Source organism: Streptomyces sp. NPDC002588 (genome assembly GCF_040295925.1).
GTDB lineage: Bacteria > Actinomycetota > Actinomycetes > Streptomycetales > Streptomycetaceae > Streptomyces.
Genome location: NZ_JBEOWF010000035.1, coordinates 25,168 through 37,796, shown reverse-complemented (window position 1 = coordinate 37,796; position 12,629 = coordinate 25,168). Strand labels below are relative to the sequence as shown.

Sequence of the window (12,629 nt, the reverse complement as noted above, 5' to 3'; positions counted from 1 at the left end):
CGCCCCTCGCCTCCCCGAGCCGGCGGGGCCTTCGCCGTACCCGGAACCGCCGGATACGGCACCCCGCATCACCAACACCCCTATATAAGGAGAACCATCCATGGCAGGCACCAACTCCTCGGAGATCCGGATCGCCGGAGTCGGCCGGCTCTACGTCGCCCCCGCCGACACGAAGGTCCCGACGACCTTCTCCACCGACCCGTCCACCGACTGGGCCACCGGCTGGAAGAACCTCGGCTTCACCAACGGCGAGGGCGTCACCTTCAGCAAGAAGGACAAGCTGGAGCCGGTCGACGTGTGGCAGGCCGTCAGCCCGGTGCACTTCGTGTACTCGGACCGCGACCTGACCCTGAAGTTCTCGCTGCTGCAGTTCAACGAGGACACGCTGCCGTTCTTCATGGGCGGCGGGCAGGTCGACGCCGTGGCGAACTCGACGGGCGTCTACAAGTACGACATCGCCGACCGCCCGTACGCCGACGTGCGCGCCCTCGGCCTGGAGTTCACCGACGTCCGCGCCAGCGACGGATCGACCGTGACCTACCGCTTCGGCATCCCGCGCGGCCAGGTCACGGCGGCGGACGACATCAAGCTGGCCCGCAAGTCTCCGGCCCAGCTCGGCATCACCTACACGGCGATGGCGGCCGCCGACGGTTCGGCGCTGGCCAGCTTCGTGATGAAGGACGCCGCGTACGCCGCGTCCTGACCCCTCGGGGTGGGGCGGGCCCTGCACCCGCCCCACCCCGAGCCCCCTCCTCTCCCACCCCGCTGCACGGACCCAAGGAGCACCCATCACCATGGCCCGTTTCGACGTCAACGCCGCCCGCGCCCAGCGCCTCGAAGCCCTCGGCCGTACCTGGTCGTTCGAGCTCGACGGCGAGAGTTTCACCCTGCCCACCGAGCTGACCCGCGCCACCGCGAAGGCGCTGCGGGAGCTCGACGACAACGACGTGGACGGTCTGCTGGGGCTGCTCATGGGCGAGCAGCAGTTCGCCCGCTTCGAGCGGCACGAGGTGACCATGCAGGACATCGCCGCGGTCCTGGAGGCCTACGGCAAGGAGACCGGGCTCGGCCTGGGGGAAGGCTGAGCCTCGTCGGGTTCGTCGACGAACACGCCGAGGCCCTCGAGGCGGACCTGCTCCGCTACTACGGCATCGACCTGCTCGACTGGCACCGCGACCGCCTCTCCGCGCGGCGGCTCGCGGTGCTCGTCAAGCACCTCCCACGCGACAGCGCCCTCAACCGCGATCTGCACGGCGAGGCCGCCGACTGGTCGGTGACCGACCATCTGCTGGCCGCGGCCGTGGACCATCTGGCGGCGGCCAACTGGATGTTCGCCGCGGTCAACTCGGAAGAGGGCGAACAGCCGGAGCCACCGGCGCCGGTGCCGCGTCCGGGAGACGCACAGGAGCCGGAGGCGGGGACAGAGCAGAAGACCGCCGTTCACGACGAGGCGGCCCGGGAGCCCGACGACGGCTCCACGCCCTCCGCGCTCCAGCTGGCCCGGTTCTTCGGCTGACGCACGGGACGGCCGCGCGCTCGTCCGCCGCTCAGTCCTCCCTGCGGCGATGGCCCGCCCGGCCCTCCAGTTCGTCCGCCAGGGCCCTCGCCTTGTCCGACAGACGGGGGCGTTCCTCGCCACGGGAGTCGGCGGGGTCCTCCGGCGGGCGTTCCGCCGGATCCGTGCGGCGGCCCTTGTCCCGGCCCGCGCCCGTGTCCAGCGGGGGCACGCTGGGTCTGCCGTTGCGCCGGACCACCGGCCGGCGTTCCCGTTCCGCGGGGACGGCCCGCTTCCCGCGCACCTCGCGGGCGGAGAGCAGGATGTCGTTCGCGGAGTCGTCCGGGCCGTGTCCCTCGGGCTGCCGGTCGGCGCCGTGTTCGGGTTCCGGTTCCGCGCCGCCCGTCCTGCCCGGCGGCGGGGCGGGGGCCGGCGCCGGCCTGGACCCGCCGTCCGCCACCGACCGCTCCCGCTCCCCGCGCTGCTCGACGAGCGTCACCTCGGAGGGCGGCCGCAGGAGTTGGACGTACGGCAGCTGGATCACCTCACCGCCGGGCTCGCTCTCCGCCCGCCGGGCGCGGCGCGGCCGTCGGCCGGTGCGGGCGTCCTCCTGGCCCTGGAGGTAGGCGGCGGTGATCCGTTCCTCGTAGGCACGGCGGATCGCGGGCAGCTGGTCGGCCACGACGTCGGCCCAGCCGGCGCTGTAGGAGGCCAGTTCGCGGCGGTCGAGCTCGGCGCGCGGAAGGATCACCAGGTCCTCCGGCGGGATGCCGAGGCGCAGGACGAGTTCGGAGAGACGGGCGATGAGATGCGGAAGATCGGCGGACTGTTCGAGCCAGTCCATCGCATGATCGTTTCGCGCGTTGCTCGCGTCGCCGTCCACCCCGTTGGCCTTGCTCTCGTCCCCTGTCCCTTCGCGCGCCCCCGCGCGAGAACGGCTCCCCGCCGCCGTCCACCGTCGTCTGTCGGACCCTCAGTTCCCTTACAGGGCCCTGTAGTTCACCGTTTCATCACCGACGGGCGAACGGGCGGATCCTACTCCACGAACCTGACACAACTTTCGGCGCACCCTGCATCGCCGCAGGTCCGGACCACAAAATCACGGAGAGTCCTGGCCAAACACGGAACGGCACCACGCGTTAACTCGTACACTAGTTCGAACTGGCGCTTCGAACACCCCAGGAGCGTCATCTGCACCACAGATCACCGGACAGACCAGCGGACAGACCGGAAAGCAGGCCCGACATGGCGACTGGCACGAGCAACTCCCAGAAGCAGCCGATCGACACCTACACCCGCCTCGCCCACCTCCTGCACACCACGGCCCCCGACCGCGAGGCACTGCTCGACCGGGTGTACGAAGAACTGCTCGCCCGGGAGTCCCGCGCCTACGCAGCCGGCTGGACGGACGCCCTGACGGAGGCCCGGCGCGCTCGCAGGGACCGGCGGCGCCACCGGTAGGAGCCGGCGACGAGCAGCCTTCGGACCGAAACCGCACGGACCGCATCCTGGCATCCGGCTCCCTCCCTCCCCAGCGCCGCCGGACAGGCCCTAGCCTCTTCTCCACCAGAGTCGGCCATCCGGTGCGGACACGCTCGTGCGGCAGGGGGACGAGGACCAGTGAGCGGCACGGGCAGAGAAGCGAAGGGACGCAAGCTGATCCTCATGGCGATGGGTCTGCTCGTCGCGGTCGCGGGGGTGGGGCTCTTCGGCGTCGTCCGTGACAACAGCGCCCGCCTCGATGCGCTGGAGAACGCCGGCCGGGCGTTCCTGAAGGACCTGGCCGCAGACAAGGGCGAGGACGCCTGCGCCCACATGACCCGGACTGCCCGGTCCCAACTCGCCGCGGACCAGCGCAAGGACAGTTGTCCCCAGGCCGTCGCGGCACTCGTCGGCCCCCTGAACGACACCGAGCGGAACAGTCTGGCGTCCTCCTACAAGTCCAGATTCTTCGCGAGGGACGGAGGACTCGGGCACGTCGGCGTCCGTGACAACGCTCTCGGCATCACCGCGCTGATCCTCTCCGACAAAGACGGAAAGTGGCTGGTGGCCGACATCAGATAAGCCGATACCGCACCGCCGTCCAACCTCCCACAAAGGGGTCGCCATATCACTGGCGGCCCCTTTGTCGCGCGTGGAAAAAGGAAGAAGTCAGGAAGAGAAGGGAGAAAGACTTGTCCACTCCCGTGGAAGATCCGGCCATCAACTCCGTGAACGAATACGTATCGGGGATCATCAACGAAGCAAAGAAGAAGCTGGAGGAATTCGGAAGCGCCATCGGAAAGGTCTGGGGATCAGCCGGGGAGGCCCTCGACACACCGGCCGTCGCCCTGGGCGCCGCCCCCGACGCGTCCTCCATCTCCGCGTCGAGCCAGTCCCTCTACTGGAGCCAGCAGGCCGGAAAGGTCGATGTCAGCGTCGCCACGGCGTCGTTCGACGCATTCAAGGTCGATGAATCCGGCATCTCTTTCATGGGAGCGAAGATCTACGAGTTCCCATGGGTGTCCAAGCTGGAGAACAAATTCGGTACGGCCTCGGCATCCGCCAAGGAACTCAAGGAGCTGGAAGCGCGCTTCTCCACCGCGGAACAGACCCGTACCGCGGAACAGGGGGAAACAAATGAGATCCGCACGCAGGTCGGCGACCTGAAGGACAAGGTCTCCCTGGTCCACAAGTCGGTCGAGAAACTGAGCGACAAGATCACCGTACTCGACGACATGCGGAAGACCTACAGGCAGAAGAAGGTGGGCGACGCCAACCGGTGGGCGACGAGGCAATGGGTCGACAACCGGATCAAGAAAGGCAAGGACGTGGGCGACCGCATCAAGAACGACCCCGCCGTCGCCCGGGCCGGCCAGGACGTCGAGGAGTTGGCGCGGCGCGTGAGGGACCTGGAAGCAGCCGTCGGCAACTGATTCTGCGTAACCAGCCCGAAGGAGGCATGAAATGTCCCTCGTCAGTTCTATGAAGAAGGCGTCCGGATCACTGCAGGACTTCAAGGAGAAGGCCTCGGGTGCTTCCACCGCCGCCAAGGACATCGGCAGCGCAGGACAGAAAGGTGCCACTCAACTCAAGGCCATCAAGACGGCCGCACAGAGTTCCGAAAAGGAGCTCAAGGACCTCAAGACCGCCTCCGACCAGGCCGAAAAATCCCTCGGCAAGGCCGGCAAGACCGGTTCCAGTGCCGGTACGAACCTCGGGAAGTACGAGTCCGGGGCCGGCAAGGCGGCCAAGGGCCAGGACAAGATGAACAAGTCGATGAAGGGCAACTTCTTCGGCATGCTCATGGATCTCCTCGCGCCGCTCATCGAGAAAGTCGTCGACATGGCGGCCAACTCCAAGACCATGCAGAAGGTCCTGAAGACGGCCTTCGAGGTCATCAAGTCCGTGATCAGCAACGTCATGAAGGCCATCGGGCCGATCATGAAGAACGCGGCCAAGCTGATCAAGTCGGTCTGGAGCGGCATCAAGTCGGCGATCTCGGCCGTGGTCAAGGCCATCGCCACCGTCATCAAGACCTACGTCAACACCTGGAAGAAGGTCATCAGCACCGCGCTGAACGCGATCAAGACGGTCGTCTCCAGCGTGTGGAAGGGCATCAAGGCCGTCATCTCCCCGGTCGTCAGCTGGGTCAAGTCGGCGATCCCGAACGCCTTCAAGGCCGTCAAGGACAAGCTGTCCAGCATCTGGGGCGGTCTCAAGGGCATCGCGAGCCGCGCCTTCGACGGCATCAAGAGCGCGGTGAAGGGCCCGATCAACGCGGTCATCGGCATCATCAACCGCGCCATCGGGGCCCTCAACGGCATCAAGGTCTCCATCCCGGGCTGGGTCCCCGGCGTCGGCGGCAAGACCTTCGGCGTCAGCCTGCCGAGGATCCCCATGCTGGCCACCGGCGGTGTCGTCATGCCCCGCTCCGGCGGTGTCCCGGCGATCCTCGCCGAGGCCGGTGAGGCGGAGGCCGTCCTGCCGCTGAGCAAGCTCGACCGGCTGCTCAGGCGGGCCGCCGCCCAGGGCTCGGCGTACGCCGGGGCCACCGGGACCGGCGGCGCGCTGCACATCGAGCACTACTACGCGGCCGAGACGAGCAGTCCGCAGCGCACCGCCGACGCGCTGATGTTCCTGGCGAAGGCACGCGGATGACTGCCGCGGCGATCTCCGTGACCGACCCGCTGGCCGGTGTCGCCTCCGCCCTGGGCTCCTTCCGGGCCCGGCTCGAACAGGGCGGCGGAGCCCTGCGCACCTGCACGGACCGGATCAGGAGCGCGGGATCCGCGGTCGACCGCGTGCGTTCGGCCGCCGACCAGGGCGGCACCGCGCTGCGCCAGGTCAAGGAGAACACCGAAGCCGCCACCCGCTCCGTCACCAAGAGCGCCCAGACCGCCGCCACCGCCGCGTCCGGCATCAGGTCCGCCGGCGCCAAGGGCTCCACGAAGGCACTCGGCGGCCTCAAGTCCGCCCTCGGCGGTGTCTTCGCGATCGTCGGCGCCCTCATCGGGGCATCCGGTGTGCTCGGTGACCTCATGGGCACCTTCGGCACCCTCATGACCATCGGTTCCGGCGTCATGATCGTCATCAACGCCCTCACCCGCGCCAACCCCATCGGCTTCGTCACCGGCCTCCTCCTCCCCGTCGCCGGCTGGCTGCTCGATCTCGCGCTGAACTCCGAGACCGGGCAGAAGCTGATGCAGCAGCTCGCCACCCTCGTACTGAAGTACGTCGAGGGCTATCTGACCGCCATGACCCCGCTGCTCAAGGCCATCGCGAGCGCGGTGAACATCTACGTCACCGGCTATCTCCACCTCGTCACCGCCGCGCTCACCGCCATCGGCGCCCTCGTCGGCACCGCTTTCGCCGTGCTCAAGGCGCTGACCACCGGGGACACCCGGGAGCTCAGCGGCAGGGTGTCGTCGATCTGGCGGGGGTTCAAGGACGCGGTCAGGCCCGCGCTGAACTGGATCACCCAGGACATCCCCCGGATGTTCACCCGGATCAAGGACGCCACCTCCCGCACCCTCGACGCGCTGGGCCAGTTCGTCACCACCGGCGCGCAGACCGTCGCCGGCGTCGTCAAGGGACCGGTCCAGGGCCTGATCGCCTTCGCCAACTGGGTCATCGACAAGCTCAACGGCCTCAGCTTCAGCATCCTCGGCAAGAAGTTCGGCGTGCACCTGGACAGGATCCCGATGCTCGCCGAGGGCGGTGTCGCGGTCCCCGGCGCCTCCCGCCGCACGGGCCGGGTGCTGCCGCTGACCGCCCTGGACCGGCAGCGGGCGCTCGCCCGACGACACCGGGCCGCCTCCGGGCCGCCTTACCGCGTCAAGGAGTTCCACGAGAGCCGGGGCGCCGGTGCCCGCGGCACGGCCGAGGACCTCCTCTTCCTCGCCTCCGCCCACGCCTGCACATAGCCCTCCGCCCACACCCGCGACCGAGAGCGAGGTGACGGCCGACATGGCCGAGAACACGACAACCGCATACACCGACGATGTGGCCCCCGGCTCACTCATCACCCGCGACGGGCAGATGCAGTGGGCCGGACTGCTGATGGGGCCCGGCACACCGTACGAGATCGACCGCGGCGGGCTCAGCGGCTGGGAGGACCTGCCGGAGTACGACTCCTCCGACGCCGACCGGCCCACCGCGCACGGCGCCTGGCCGGGCGCCCGCTACGCCAAGCCCCGCAAGGTCGGCGGCACGGTGTGGACCGTGCCGCCGCAGGACGACACCGCCTCGTCGCTGGGCGCCATGCGCGCCCTGCGCCAGGCCCTGCTCCTCGGTGACGAGGAGCGCTGGCTCGCGGTCCGGCTGCACGGCGAGACGCTGGCCGTGCGGGCCCGGGTCAGCCAGCGCGTGCTGGCCGCCGACCGGACGTACACCACCCAGGGCGTCTCCCGGGCGGCCGTGCAGTGGTACGCCACCGACCCGCGCCGCTACTCGGTCACCGAGCAGACCGCGGTCACCGGCGCCCCGCAGCCGGAGAGCGGGCTGACCTGGCCGCTGACCTGGCCGCTGTACTGGGGACAGGCGGCCTCCACGGGAGACGTCAACGCCGACAACGACGGCTCCGCGCCCACCCACCCGCTGATCACCTTCACCGGCCCGTGCGGCAACCCGACGGTCACCGACCGGACCTCGTCGCTGCGGCTGCGCTACGAGATCGGGCTCGCCGCCGGGGACGAGCTGGTCGTGGACACCGCGGCCGGCACGGTCACCCTCAACGGCACCGCCTCCCGTCGGCACACCGCGGCCGCCGACAGCAGCCCCGAGGAACTTTTCGCCTTCGCCCCCGGCCGTGCCCAGCTGGCCTTCCGACCCGACACCTACGACACCGGCGCCCGGATGACGGTGCGCTGGCGAGCAGCGGAGTGGTGATCACATGACCGTACGAAGCGCCTGGCTCACCGAGAACGGCCAGACCCGCGAGGACACCCGGCTCACCCTGTCCGGCCTGCTCACGGTGAACGCCGGTGCCGCCGAGAACATCCCGCTCAAGGCGCGCGGCGGCATCGTCCCCGGCGGCTTCGCGCTCACCGGCGCCACTGGCGGCATGACCTTCACCATCGGCACCGGCCGTGCCTTCGTCCAGGGCGGCCGGATCAACCAGGGCGCCTATCCGGTCGCGGTGACCGAACCGGAGACGCTGACCGTGCCGGACGGCGACGCCCAGTACGACCGGATCGACCTGGTCGAACTCGTCGTACAGGACAACGTCTACGACGGCACGGCCGAGGCCGCGGCCAAGGTCCGCCTGGTCAAGGGCACCCCCGCGGCCACCCCCGTGGTGCCGAACACACCGGACGGCAGTGCCCTGCCGCTCTACCGGATCCTGGTGCCCAAGGGCCGCTCGGCCGGCACCGGCGGCCTGGACTGGGCCTCCGCGGTCATCAGTCTGCGCTACCCGACCGTGGCCCTCGGCGGGATCGTCCCCGCGGGCGGCTTCAACGGCGCCTACGCCGGCCAGTACCGCGAGGAGTCGGGCGTCCTGCAGCGCTGGGACGGCTCCGCCTGGGTGCCGTACCCGAGGTCCGCCGGCGGGATCGCCCCCTCCGGCGCGGTGGAGAACGGCAGCTACACCGGCCAGTACCGGGAGGACGCGAGCGGTCTGCTGCAGCGCTGGAACGGAAGCGCCTGGAGTTACGCGGAGGGCCGTACGACCATCCTGTTCAGCGCCTCGCAGACCACCACCCAGTCCGTCGCCACCGGCGCCTGGACGCAGCTCACCCTGAACACCGTCGACGTCGACGACACCGGCGGCTGGACCGGGTCCAACGCATACACCGTGCCGCGCGCCGGTTGGTGGCGGATCTCGCTCTGCGTCAGCTGGCTGGGGACCGAGACCAACTCCGTCGGCTCGCGCGGGGCGCGCCTCTACGTCAACGGCACCGGCCTGCCCCGCGCCACCTACCTGATCGGCGCGGGCCCCGGCGCGGCCAGTGTGGGCGGCACCGCCCTGGTGAAGCTGGCGGCCGGCGACAAGCTCGCCCTCTACGGATACCAGAGCTCGGGCGCCACGATCACCACGCTCGGCGGCTCCGGCTACGCCAGCAACCTCAGCGCCGAATGGCGCAGGTCCTGACCTCACCCGCCCCCGGAGAACACGGACGACACAGGAGACCAGCAGATGAACCTGCGCAGCTCATGGGTGGCCGAGACCGGCCAGACCCGCGAGGACACCCGGCTGACCCAGCTGGGCGCCACCACCCCGGCCAATCCCCTGGAGGTCCGCTCGGGCATCCTGCCCGGCTCGTACGACGGCCTGTACCGGCTGTCGGGCTTCTGGATGGACGGCGGCGCCGGCACCATGACCGCCACCGTCCACGAGGGCCGGGCCGTGATCCAGGCCGACAGCAACCAGGGCGCCTACCCGGTCACCCTGCCCGAGCAGATGTCCCTCACCTTCGCCGACGGCGACGCCGCGAGCCCCCGGATCGACCTCGTCGTCCTGCGGATCTACGACGACCTGTACGACGACTCCGGCTTCACCAAGGCCGCCGTCGAGATCGTCAAGGGCACCCCGGCCGCCACCCCGGCGGTCCCGGCGCTCCCGGGCATCGCCCTGCCGATCTACCAGGTGCGGATCCCGGCGGGCCGCAGCGCGGGCAACGGCGGCGTCAGCTGGAACACCGACGTCATCGACCTGCGGACGCCCACTGTCGCGGTCGGCGGCATCCTGCCCGTGGTCGGCGACACCGGCAACGGCGCCTACCCGGGCCAGTACCGCGACTCCGGCGGCGCCCTCCAGCGCTGGGACGGCTCGGCCTGGGTCGGCTACCCCAGCGCGCTGGGCGGCATCGCCCCGGCCGGCGCGGTCACCACCGCCAGCTACACCGGCCAGTACCGCGACTCCTCCGACGGCCGGCTCCAGCGCTGGAACGGCACCGGCTGGGTGTCGTACCAGCCGGTTCCCACCTGGACCGACTACACCCCGGCGTGGGGCGCCGAGGCGGGCACCGCGCCCGCCATCGGCAACGGCACCATCGTCGGCTCGTACGCGAAGATCGGCACGGTGGTGCACGTCCGGATCTATCTGAAGATCGGCTCCACGACCAACCTCTCCGCGCAGACCAGCCCCGGCGCCTGGACCTTCGGGCTGCCGGTCGTGCCGACGTCCACCGCCTGGAAGCTGGACGGCCGGGTGCTGGGCGTGGAGGCCTTCGACGCCTCCGCGGGCCTGTTCTACCAGGGCAGCGGACTGCTCGCGGTCACCAGCGGCGTCGGATACGTCCGCTCCGTGCGCGACACCTTCAAGACCAGCGCCACCGCCTGGGACAAGACCCTGCCGTTCACCTGGGCCACCAACGACATCCTCTCCATCCACGGCACGTACGAGTCCGCCTCCTGAGGCGCTCGCCAGCAAGGGGACACCCTCATGAACGTGCATTCCGCCTGGCTGTCCCCGGACGGCCAGACCCGCGAGGACACCCGGCTCACCCAGACCGGGGCACTCACCCCGGTCACCGACAGCAAGGGCCGCTCCGGTGTCCTGCCCGGCTCGGAGAACGGCCTGTACCGGGTCACCGGCCTGTGGCTGAACGGCACCGCGGGCGCCATGACCGCCACCGTGAGCCCCGGGCGCGCCGTCATCCAGTCGACGGCCGCCCGCGGCGCCTATCCGGTGGCGGTCACCGACCCGGTCCCGCTGGTCTTCGCCGACGGCGACGCCCAGTACGGCCGGATCGACCTGGTCGTCCTGCGGATCTACGACGACCTGTACGACGCCTCCGGCCGCTCCGAGGCCGCCGTCGAGATCGTCAAGGGCACCCCGGCCACCACCCCGGTAGCGCCGACCGCCCCGGACGCCTCGCTCGTCCTGTTCACGGTCGCCGTCGCCAAGAACGCCGGCGCCGGCAGCGGGGGCATCGCCTGGGACACCGCCCGCGTCGACCTGCGGCCCACCACGGTCGCCGTCGGCGGCATCCTGCCGACCCGCTCCGACGACACCGCGCCCGGCGGCTACCCCGGCCACTACCGCGACATCGACAGCACCCTCCAGCGCTGGGACTCCACCGCCTGGGTGCCGTACCCGAAGGGCGTCGGCGGGATCGTCCCGGCCGGGGTGCTGACCACCGGCGGCTACGCCGGGCAGTACCGCGACTCCTCCCTCGGCCAGCTCCAGCGCTGGAACGGCAGCGGCTGGCTGCCGGCCGTGCCGGGGCCGGTGTTCGTCTCGTCGCTGGCAGCCGGGACCACCACGTCGACCGCGTACACGGCCACCCTGAGCACCGGTACGGCGTTCACCCTCGCCTTCGTCGCACCGCCCTCCGGCGCCGTGATCCTCGGTCTGGGCGCACGGATCTCCACCTCGGGCACCGAGACCGCCCAGGCACATATGTCCCCGCAGATCACCCAGGGTTCCACGGTGGTCTGGGCGGCCTCCGACGACCGGTCCGCCACCGGCTCGGGCTCGCTGGGCGAGTCGGTGTCCACCCAGCTGCGGATGAGTGCGCTCACCGCAGGCACGACCTACACGGTCACCGCGATGTACCGCTCGGCCACCTCCGGCGTGACCTCCTGGTTCGACTCCCACTATCTGCGCGTCGACCCGATCGCCTGACCTCCCGTCTCACCGAAAGGAGCAGACCATGCCCGTACGCTCCGGCTGGCTCTCCCCCGACGGCCAGTCCCGTGAGGACACCCGCCTCGTCTCGCTGGGCGCCCTCACCCCGACCTCGCCCGTCGCCACCCGCTCCGGCGTCCTGCCGGGCTCCGCCGAGGGCCTCTACCGCATCTCCGGCTTCACCCTCACCGGGACCGCCGGCACCCTGTCCGCCACCGTCAGCCCGGGGCGCGCGGTGATCCAGGGGTCCGACGCCCAGGGCGCCTACCCGGTCGCCCTCACCGAGTACCTGCCCCTGGTGTTCGCCGACGGCGACGCCCAGTACGGCCGGGTCGACCTGGTCGTCCTGCGCGTGTACGACGACGCCTACGACGGCTCGGGCCGCACCGAGGCCGTCGTCGAGATCGTCAAGGGCACCCCGGCCGCCACCCCGGCCGTCCCGGCCGTACCCGCCCTGGCCCTCCCGCTGTACGAGGTGACCGTGCCCAAGGGCGCGAGCGCCGGCACCACGCCCATCGACTGGGCCAACGCGCTCGTCGGCCGCCGGACCGCCACGGTCGGCGTCGGCGGCATCCTGCCGGTCACCACCGACACCACCAACGGGTCCTACCCGGGCCAGTACCGCGACCTGAACGGGGTCGTCCAGCGCTGGTCCGGCACGGCCTGGACGGACTATCAGCCGCCGCTCGTCGTGGAGACGCTCACGACCGGACTCACCGTCACCGGCAGCTGGTCGCTGTCGTGGTACGGCGCCCGCCGCACCCGCGGGGTGTGCTCGTTCTCGGTCGGACTCCTGCGCACCACGAGCGCCCTCACCGCGACCGCCGCCGGCACCACCAACCCCGGCAACGTCGCGGACGAGGCGATCTGCGTGCTGCCGGCCGGCTGGCGGCCGGCCGTCGAGACCTACGCGACCGCGAGCGACGGCTACGCGAGCGGCGCGGTCCGGATCGCCGCCGACGGCACGGTCCAGCTCGTCGCCTGGGCGACGAGCGGGGTGATCCAGGTGGGCAACAACCTGCGGTTCTCCGCGTGCTTCGTCCTGTGACCGCCGCCCGCACAGGCCTGAGGAGCTGATCC

At 70.8% G+C, this 12,629-nt stretch carries 14 protein-coding genes; 13 read left to right on the top strand and 1 reads right to left on the bottom strand.

Going from position 1 to position 12,629, the window contains the following annotated elements:
* The first annotated feature begins 100 nt into the window (after positions 1–100).
* From ABT057_RS33180 to ABT057_RS33170, 3 genes are all read left to right on the top strand, one after another.
* On the top strand, positions 101–703 hold the full coding sequence (locus tag ABT057_RS33180; protein WP_352347358.1) for a phage tail tube protein: 603 nt from the start codon (positions 101–103) through the stop codon (positions 701–703).
* 91 nt (positions 704–794) lie between these two features.
* Positions 795–1,085, top strand: a complete 291-nt coding sequence (locus tag ABT057_RS33175; RefSeq protein WP_352347357.1) for a hypothetical protein — start codon at positions 795–797, stop codon at positions 1,083–1,085.
* 65 nt (positions 1,086–1,150) lie between these two features.
* Complete coding sequence (locus ABT057_RS33170) at positions 1,151–1,516, top strand: hypothetical protein (protein WP_352347419.1); 366 nt, start codon at positions 1,151–1,153, stop codon at positions 1,514–1,516.
* Between the two features lie 31 nt (positions 1,517–1,547).
* Here the strand turns inward: ABT057_RS33170 and ABT057_RS33165 are convergent, their stop codons facing one another.
* Positions 1,548–2,339, bottom strand: a complete 792-nt coding sequence (locus ABT057_RS33165) for a hypothetical protein (protein WP_352347356.1) — start codon at positions 2,337–2,339, stop codon at positions 1,548–1,550.
* 401 nt (positions 2,340–2,740) lie between these two features.
* On the opposite strand from ABT057_RS33165, the gene ABT057_RS33160 reads away from it, so the two are divergent.
* The 10 genes from ABT057_RS33160 (at position 2,741) to ABT057_RS33115 (ending at position 12,597) form a co-directional block, all read left to right on the top strand.
* Positions 2,741–2,956, top strand: a complete 216-nt coding sequence (locus tag ABT057_RS33160) for a hypothetical protein (RefSeq protein WP_352347355.1) — start codon at positions 2,741–2,743, stop codon at positions 2,954–2,956.
* 204 nt (positions 2,957–3,160) lie between these two features.
* Entirely contained in the window at positions 3,161–3,559 is a 399-nt protein-coding gene (locus ABT057_RS33155; protein WP_352347354.1) for a hypothetical protein, read from the top strand.
* Positions 3,560–3,669: 110 nt separating this feature from the next.
* Positions 3,670–4,410, top strand: coding sequence for a hypothetical protein (locus ABT057_RS33150; RefSeq protein WP_352347353.1), 741 nt, complete (start codon positions 3,670–3,672; stop codon positions 4,408–4,410).
* A 31-nt stretch (positions 4,411–4,441) separates the two neighbouring features.
* Positions 4,442–5,635 carry a phage tail protein gene (locus tag ABT057_RS33145; RefSeq protein ID WP_352347352.1) on the top strand — a complete coding sequence of 398 codons (1,194 nt, stop codon included), beginning with the start codon at positions 4,442–4,444 and terminating at the stop codon, positions 5,633–5,635.
* Complete coding sequence (locus ABT057_RS33140) at positions 5,632–6,900, top strand: phage tail tape measure protein (RefSeq protein ID WP_352347351.1); 1,269 nt, start codon at positions 5,632–5,634, stop codon at positions 6,898–6,900. Before ABT057_RS33145 ends, ABT057_RS33140 begins: the two co-directional genes overlap by 4 nt.
* Before the next feature lie 43 nt (positions 6,901–6,943).
* Positions 6,944–7,864 carry a phage distal tail protein gene (locus ABT057_RS33135; protein ID WP_352347350.1) on the top strand — a complete coding sequence of 307 codons (921 nt, stop codon included), beginning with the start codon at positions 6,944–6,946 and terminating at the stop codon, positions 7,862–7,864.
* 4 nt (positions 7,865–7,868) lie between these two features.
* Positions 7,869–9,068 (top strand): hypothetical protein, encoded by a 1,200-nt coding sequence (locus ABT057_RS33130; RefSeq protein WP_352347349.1) that lies wholly within the window; start codon positions 7,869–7,871, stop codon positions 9,066–9,068.
* 45 nt (positions 9,069–9,113) lie between these two features.
* Positions 9,114–10,334 (top strand): hypothetical protein, encoded by a 1,221-nt coding sequence (locus tag ABT057_RS33125; protein ID WP_352347348.1) that lies wholly within the window; start codon positions 9,114–9,116, stop codon positions 10,332–10,334.
* A gap of 27 nt (positions 10,335–10,361) precedes the next feature.
* On the top strand, positions 10,362–11,546 hold the full coding sequence (locus ABT057_RS33120; RefSeq protein WP_352347347.1) for a hypothetical protein: 1,185 nt from the start codon (positions 10,362–10,364) through the stop codon (positions 11,544–11,546).
* A gap of 28 nt (positions 11,547–11,574) precedes the next feature.
* Positions 11,575–12,597: a hypothetical protein gene (locus ABT057_RS33115; RefSeq protein WP_352347346.1), complete on the top strand. Its 1,023-nt coding sequence runs from the start codon at positions 11,575–11,577 to the stop codon at positions 12,595–12,597.
* Positions 12,598–12,629: the final 32 nt, after the last annotated feature.

Bases quoted from the DNA above. Each gene is read 5' to 3' on its own strand.
- ABT057_RS33130 (WP_352347349.1), top strand. From the start codon at position 7,869: ATGACCGTACGAAGCGCCTGGCTCACCGAGAACGGCCAGACCCGCGAG.
- ABT057_RS33145 (WP_352347352.1), top strand. From the start codon at position 4,442: ATGTCCCTCGTCAGTTCTATGAAGAAGGCGTCCGGATCACTGCAGGAC.
- ABT057_RS33140 (WP_352347351.1), top strand. From the start codon at position 5,632: ATGACTGCCGCGGCGATCTCCGTGACCGACCCGCTGGCCGGTGTCGCC.
- ABT057_RS33135 (WP_352347350.1), top strand. From the start codon at position 6,944: ATGGCCGAGAACACGACAACCGCATACACCGACGATGTGGCCCCCGGC.
- ABT057_RS33180 (WP_352347358.1), top strand. From the start codon at position 101: ATGGCAGGCACCAACTCCTCGGAGATCCGGATCGCCGGAGTCGGCCGG.
- ABT057_RS33175 (WP_352347357.1), top strand. From the start codon at position 795: ATGGCCCGTTTCGACGTCAACGCCGCCCGCGCCCAGCGCCTCGAAGCC.
- ABT057_RS33115 (WP_352347346.1), top strand. From the start codon at position 11,575: ATGCCCGTACGCTCCGGCTGGCTCTCCCCCGACGGCCAGTCCCGTGAG.
- ABT057_RS33155 (WP_352347354.1), top strand. From the start codon at position 3,161: ATGGCGATGGGTCTGCTCGTCGCGGTCGCGGGGGTGGGGCTCTTCGGC.
- ABT057_RS33165 (WP_352347356.1), bottom strand. From the start codon at position 2,339: ATGGACTGGCTCGAACAGTCCGCCGATCTTCCGCATCTCATCGCCCGT.
- ABT057_RS33160 (WP_352347355.1), top strand. From the start codon at position 2,741: ATGGCGACTGGCACGAGCAACTCCCAGAAGCAGCCGATCGACACCTAC.
- ABT057_RS33120 (WP_352347347.1), top strand. From the start codon at position 10,362: ATGAACGTGCATTCCGCCTGGCTGTCCCCGGACGGCCAGACCCGCGAG.
- ABT057_RS33125 (WP_352347348.1), top strand. From the start codon at position 9,114: ATGAACCTGCGCAGCTCATGGGTGGCCGAGACCGGCCAGACCCGCGAG.